At 76.0% G+C, this 5,209-nt stretch carries 6 protein-coding genes and 1 pseudogene; 3 read left to right on the top strand and 4 right to left on the bottom strand.

What is annotated here, in order from left to right; translation table 11 throughout:
• Together L7D48_RS25425 and L7D48_RS25420 are read left to right on the top strand one after the other, a co-directional pair.
• Positions 1-507: pseudogene (locus L7D48_RS25425) on the top strand (hypothetical protein); the annotation flags it as partial.
• A 76-nt stretch (positions 508-583) separates the two neighbouring features.
• The gene (locus L7D48_RS25420; RefSeq protein ID WP_237882895.1) at positions 584-964 is read left to right on the top strand and encodes a GntR family transcriptional regulator; all 381 of its coding nucleotides are present in this window, start codon (positions 584-586) and stop codon (positions 962-964) included.
• A 7-nt stretch (positions 965-971) separates the two neighbouring features.
• On the opposite strand, the gene L7D48_RS25415 is transcribed toward L7D48_RS25420, so the two are convergent.
• The 3 genes from L7D48_RS25415 to L7D48_RS25405 form a co-directional block, all read right to left on the bottom strand.
• Positions 972-1,532, bottom strand: a complete 561-nt coding sequence (locus L7D48_RS25415) for an NADAR family protein (protein WP_237882893.1) — start codon at positions 1,530-1,532, stop codon at positions 972-974.
• A 28-nt stretch (positions 1,533-1,560) separates the two neighbouring features.
• The gene (locus tag L7D48_RS25410; RefSeq protein ID WP_308312334.1) at positions 1,561-2,682 is read right to left on the bottom strand and encodes a DUF5925 domain-containing protein; all 1,122 of its coding nucleotides are present in this window, start codon (positions 2,680-2,682) and stop codon (positions 1,561-1,563) included.
• Positions 2,683-2,755: 73 nt separating this feature from the next.
• On the bottom strand, positions 2,756-3,814 hold the full coding sequence (locus tag L7D48_RS25405) for a serine/threonine-protein kinase (RefSeq protein ID WP_237882889.1): 1,059 nt from the start codon (positions 3,812-3,814) through the stop codon (positions 2,756-2,758).
• Positions 3,815-3,988: 174 nt separating this feature from the next.
• On the opposite strand from L7D48_RS25405, the gene L7D48_RS25400 reads away from it, so the two are divergent.
• Complete coding sequence (locus L7D48_RS25400) at positions 3,989-4,255, top strand: hypothetical protein (protein WP_237882887.1); 267 nt, start codon at positions 3,989-3,991, stop codon at positions 4,253-4,255.
• A gap of 205 nt (positions 4,256-4,460) precedes the next feature.
• Here the strand turns inward: L7D48_RS25400 and L7D48_RS25395 are convergent.
• Positions 4,461-5,209 (bottom strand): type ISP restriction/modification enzyme (locus tag L7D48_RS25395; protein ID WP_305853176.1); only part of this gene is annotated, 749 nt, incomplete at its 5' end.

Below are 5,209 nucleotides of genomic sequence, written 5' to 3'. Positions count from 1 at the left end.
GCACCCTCCTGGGCCGGCGCCCTCGCCGCGGTGCACGGCGGCGAGACCATCGTGGAGGCCACCGTGTACGGCACCGGGACGGCCCCCGTCGTGGTGGAGGCCCTGCACATCCGGATGGCCGAACGCCGCACCCCCCTGGACCGACCGGTCTACCGGATGGACGACGGCTGCGGCGGATCGCTCACCCCGGCCGCCTTCACAGCCGACCTGGACGCCCCGCGCCCGCGGGCGGAACCCGTGGACGGCTACGACGGCGAGGGCGGCCGGCCCCTGCCCGCCACCCGTCTGCCGTACCGCGTCACCGCCGACGATCCCCTGGCGCTGCGCGTGGAGGCACGGACGGAGGGCTGCGACTGCGACTGGTACATCGAGGTGGAGTGGAGCAGCGGCGACGACAGCGGCACCCTCCGCATCGACGACGGCGGCCGGCCCTTCCGCACCAGCGGTACGAAGGGCCGGCCGGAGTACCGCTGGGTGCCGGAGACCGGGACCTGGGAGCGCGGCTGACGCGCTGGTGCACAATCGACGCACCCAGCGCACCCCGCGCCATCAGACGTTCCGACCCCGCCGCAGGAGAAGTGCCGTGCCCCTGAGCATCACCGTCGACCCGGACGCCCCCGTCGCCCCCTACGAGCAGGTGCGCGCCCAGATCGCCGAGCAGGCCCGCGGCGGCGCGCTGCCGGTCGGCCACCGGCTGCCCACCGTGCGCGGGCTCGCCGGGGAGCTGGGGCTGGCGGCCAACACGGTGGCCAAGGCCTACCGCGCGCTGGAGGCCGACGGGGTGATCGAGACCCGGGGCCGCCACGGCAGCTTCATCGCCGCCGGCGGGGACACCGCCGCCCGCGAGGCCGCGGCGGCGGCGCGGTCGTACGCCCAGCGGGCGCGGCGCCTGGGCCTGGACCGGGCCGCCGCACTCGCCGCGGCCGAGGAGGCGGTCGCCGCCGAGTACGACCGTCGGGACTGACCCCGTCTCAGCCCGTCTCCAGCCGCTCCCGGGCCGTCATCAGGGCGAAGCCCAGCAGGTTGAGCCCGCGCCAGCGCGCCGGGTCCGGTGCCCGCTCGTCTTCGGCGGCCAGCCCGATGCCCCAGATCCGGTCCAGCGGGCTGGCCTCCACCAGTACCCGCCCCCGCGTGGCGAGCAGGAACGCCCGCAACTCGCCGTGCTGACCGAACTTGTGGACGCAGCCCTCGACCACGATGCCGAAACGGTGCCGGGCCCAGACCTCCTCGTCGAAGCCCCGCACCGCACGGCCGGCGGCCTTGGCCGCACCCGGCTCCGGCGTGGCCATGATCCGTTCCTCGGCCGCCGCGTCGCCGAACAGCCTCGCCTTGGCGGCCATCATCCAGTGCTCGGCGGTGGGATAGGGGACGCCGTCCACGGTGAACGGCGAGGGCCACCACTGGCTGAGGCACCACGGACCGGGCGAGCCGTCGTCCCGTCCCCGGGGCGGGGTGTGCCCCCAGAAGTGGAGGTACTTGATCCGCTCTCCGCGCGCCTGCCGCCCGACCAGTTCCGCCACCGGATCGTCCACGCGCTCCCGGGAGCGCTTCCGGGAGGCGTCACAGGTACATCCCCTCGTCCGACCGCCCCGGCTGCGGCGGCACCGAGGCCGGGCCCGAGCCTCGGCGCAGCGCGTACAGCTCGGCCAGGGTCGCCCCGTCGCGGCCGACGCCCTCCTCGGTGCCGAGCCAGTTCACGGCCTCGGAGCGCGTCAGCGGGCCGACCTCGATGCGGGCCAGGCAGCGCCCGGGGCGGACGACGGCCGGGTGCAGCCGCTCCAGGTCCTCGTTGGTGGTCAGGCCCACCAGGACGTTGCGGCCCTGGCCCAGCAGCCCGTCGGTGAGGTTCAGCAGCCGGGACAGGGCCTGGCCGGTGGCGTGCTTGGCCTCGCCGCGGATCAGCTCGTCGCAGTCCTCCAGGAGCAGCAGCCGCCAGCGCTCCCGGCCCGGCCGGTCCGGGGCGCCGTCGTCCTCGCCGATGGCGATGTCCATCAGATAGCCGACCTCGTTGAACAGCCGCTCCGGGTCGAGCACGCAGTCCACCTGGCACCAGTCCTGCCAGGAGCGCGCCAGCGTCCGCAGGGCGGAGGTCTTGCCGGTGCCCGGCGGGCCGTGGAGCAGCAGCAGCCGCCCGGTGATGTCGTCCGGAGTGGTCTTCATCAGCCCGTCCATGGCCTCGGCGACCGGAGCGGTGTAGTTGCCGCGGATCTCCTCCCAGCTTCCGGCGGTGATCCGGCGGGTGGTGCGGTACGGGCCGCGCCGCGGGGAGTTGTACCAGAAGCCCATGGTGACGTCGTCCGGCCGGGGCTCGGGCTCGTCCTCCGCGTCCTCCACCGCGGCCTTCAGCGTCCGCTCCGCCAGCTCCTCGCTGACGGCCGTCACGGTCACGTCGGCGCCGCGGGACCAGCGGGAGACCAGCACCGTCCAGCCGTCGCCCTCGGCCAGGGTCGCGCCGCGGTCGCCGTCGCGGGCCGAGCGCAGTACGGCCGCTCCCGGCGGCAGCAGGGCCATGCCCTTGCGCACCCGTTCCAGGGAGCGGCTGCGGGCGTGCGGCTGCTCACCCGTGGTGAAGCGCCCCAGGAAGAGGGCGTCGATGACGTCGGAAGGAGAGTCGCTGTCGTCGATGTTGAGTCGGATGGGCAGCGACTCCTCGGTCGGCACGGCACGGCGGTCGGCACACATGGCCCCCATGATCGGGCACGGTGGGGCCGTGCGCACGCAGGTTTCCGGCGCCTCGCCGGGATTCGGCGGACGCTCAGCGCAGGGCGACGGCCACGGCGAGGGCGGCCAGCAGCAGGACCAGCAGGCCGGCGACGAGTGCCAGCACCCCGCGCGGCCCCCGGTCGGCGTCCCAGGAGCCCGGCGTGTCCCGGCGTTTGCCGCTCCCGCCGCTCCCGCTCCCGCTCCCGCCCTCACCGGACGCGGGCGAGGACGGAGGAGAGGAGGAAGAAGAGGAGGAGGCGGCGGCGCGCGGGCCGCCGCCGGCCGCGGCCACGCGCAGCGGCCGTTCCGCTCCGGCGGCGTCCGTGCGCTCGGCCGGGTCCGCCCGCAGCAGCCCCTCCAGCACCGGCGCCAGCGCGCCCGCCCGCCGCATGGGCGGCAGATCGGCGTCGGTGTACGCGGCGAGGGAGCGCAGGGTCTCCCCGGGGGTGCCGCGGCGGAACGGCGAGACGCCCTCCACGGCCAGGTACAGCACCACGCCCAGGGCCCACAGGTCCGCGGCGGGGCCCGGGTCCTGGCCCCGTGCGCACTCCGGGGCGAGGAACTCGGGCCGGCCGACCGGCGCACCGGGCCGGTCGTGCGCCGTGCCGGCCTTCACCTGCGCGGTGCCGAAGTCGGTGAGGACGATCCTGTTGTCGTTGCCCAGCAGGATGTTGGACGGCTTGACGTCGCGGTGGGTGATGCCCGCCTCGTGCGCGCTGCGCAGCGCCGAGACGACCTCGGCGCCGATCCGCGCGGCACCGGCCGGGGACATCGGCCCGTCGGCCTCCAGCACGGCGGCCAGTGACAGGCCCCGCACCAGTTCCATCACAACCCACAGGCGGCCGTCCTCGATCACCACGTCGTGGACGGTGGTGGCGTTGCGGTGGGAGATGCGCCCGGCCGTCATGGCCTCCCGCTCCAGGTGGGAGTAGAGGGCGCGCACCTCGGCCGGGGAGAGCTCCTCCGCCGCCCGTACCTCCTTGACCGCGACCTCACGGCCCAGCACCTCGTCGCGCCCCTGCCAGACCACGCCCACCTCGCCGCGGCCCAGCTCGGCGGCGAGGCGGTAGCGGTCGGCGAGCAGCCGCCCGCTGTCACCGGTGTTCATCATCGTCCCCCGTCCCCGGCCCCGCCGTGGGGCCCGTCGGATGCTGTTGTCTCGTACGGTGTTCGTCAACCCCCTTGCGGGGAAGGTGGATCGAGTGACCGGAATACCCGTGGGTCACGGTCGGGAGATAGGGTTACCCTGCCCGGGCCGGGAGCCCTCGTTTGGGTGGGGAGAGTCATGGAACAGATAACGGTACGCAGCAGGGCGCGGATCCCTGCGATCCAGTGCGGGAGCGGTGCGACCGGTTCGCGCCTGGACCGGCACTTGAGCGTGCTGGCGGGGCCCGCCGTCTCCCAGGATGACACGGCGGAGGCGACCTTGCTCATGCGCGAACTGACCGCGCGCGACGCGGTGCACATGCGCTCCCGCAGCAGGGGCGCGCGGGTCTCCCTCTTCGCGCCGCTGCGGCGGCTGCGGCGCTCCCTCTTCGGGGGCCACGCCTAGAAGCCGTCCGACGGCCCGGTGCCGTGTTCGGCCGTGTCCGGGGCGCCCGGGTCGGAGCATGAAGGTTTCGGCTCAGGCTCCGGGAGACCGGCCTCCCGCGGCGGGCCGGGCGTCACGGCCCGGCCCCGGCCGCGTCCCCGCACTCTCCCGCCACTTCCGCTCCCACCGGCCGGCGGCCGCCCGCCGGTTGGTGGGAACCGGTTTCTCACAACAGCGCCAACTGCCCCTCCGGCCCCTCCTCGCGGTGGTCCAGCACGGAGGCCGGGCGCCGCGCGGCCGAGGGCGGCGGCAGCACACCCGCCTCCCGCAGCGCGGACACCTCCACCGCCGGACGCCCGGCCAGCCGGCCGGTGAACTCGGCACGCGCCTCGCGCAGCCCGTCGAGGAGGGTGAGCGAGGTGATCAGCTCCAGCAGCTCCGAGGTCCACCGGGGCGGCCAGGCCTTCGGGCGCACCGCCGCCAGCGTGCCGGGCGCGGCCGGGGCCGTACGGCGGGCGAACCAGTCGGCGAGCACCCGGACGCCGCCCGACTCGAACTCCCAGGCCCCACGTGCCACCGGCGCTATGCGGCCCTCCCCGACCCACAGGGTCTCCTCCCGCGCGTCGTGGCGCAGCGCGTCCGGGGCCGGGTGTTCGGGCAGCGCGGCCCGCACATAGGGGCGCCGCCCGCCCGGCAGACGCGGGCGGGAGCCGTCACCGCAGCGGGCGCCGCGGGTGTGCGCCCGCAGCACCTCGCGGCCCAGCGCGACGCCCTCCCGCCACATCCCGCGGTCCGCGGTGAGCGGCACGACACGGTCGCCCGGGGCGCCGGGGGCGGGGCGCATCGCGGCGGCCGTCCAGGCCAGGACGTCCTCGGCCGTCACCGGTGTGCCCAGCGTCCCGGCCAGCAGACCGGTCAGGCCGGGGGCGAGGTTGGGCTCGCGGCCGCCGGGGCGCCGGTAGAGGGGGCGTACAC

The sequence above is a fragment of the Streptomyces sp. ICN903 genome, from assembly GCF_022015835.1.
GTDB lineage: Bacteria > Actinomycetota > Actinomycetes > Streptomycetales > Streptomycetaceae > Streptomyces > Streptomyces fenghuangensis.
This window is presented reverse-complemented; position numbering and strand designations above follow the sequence as displayed.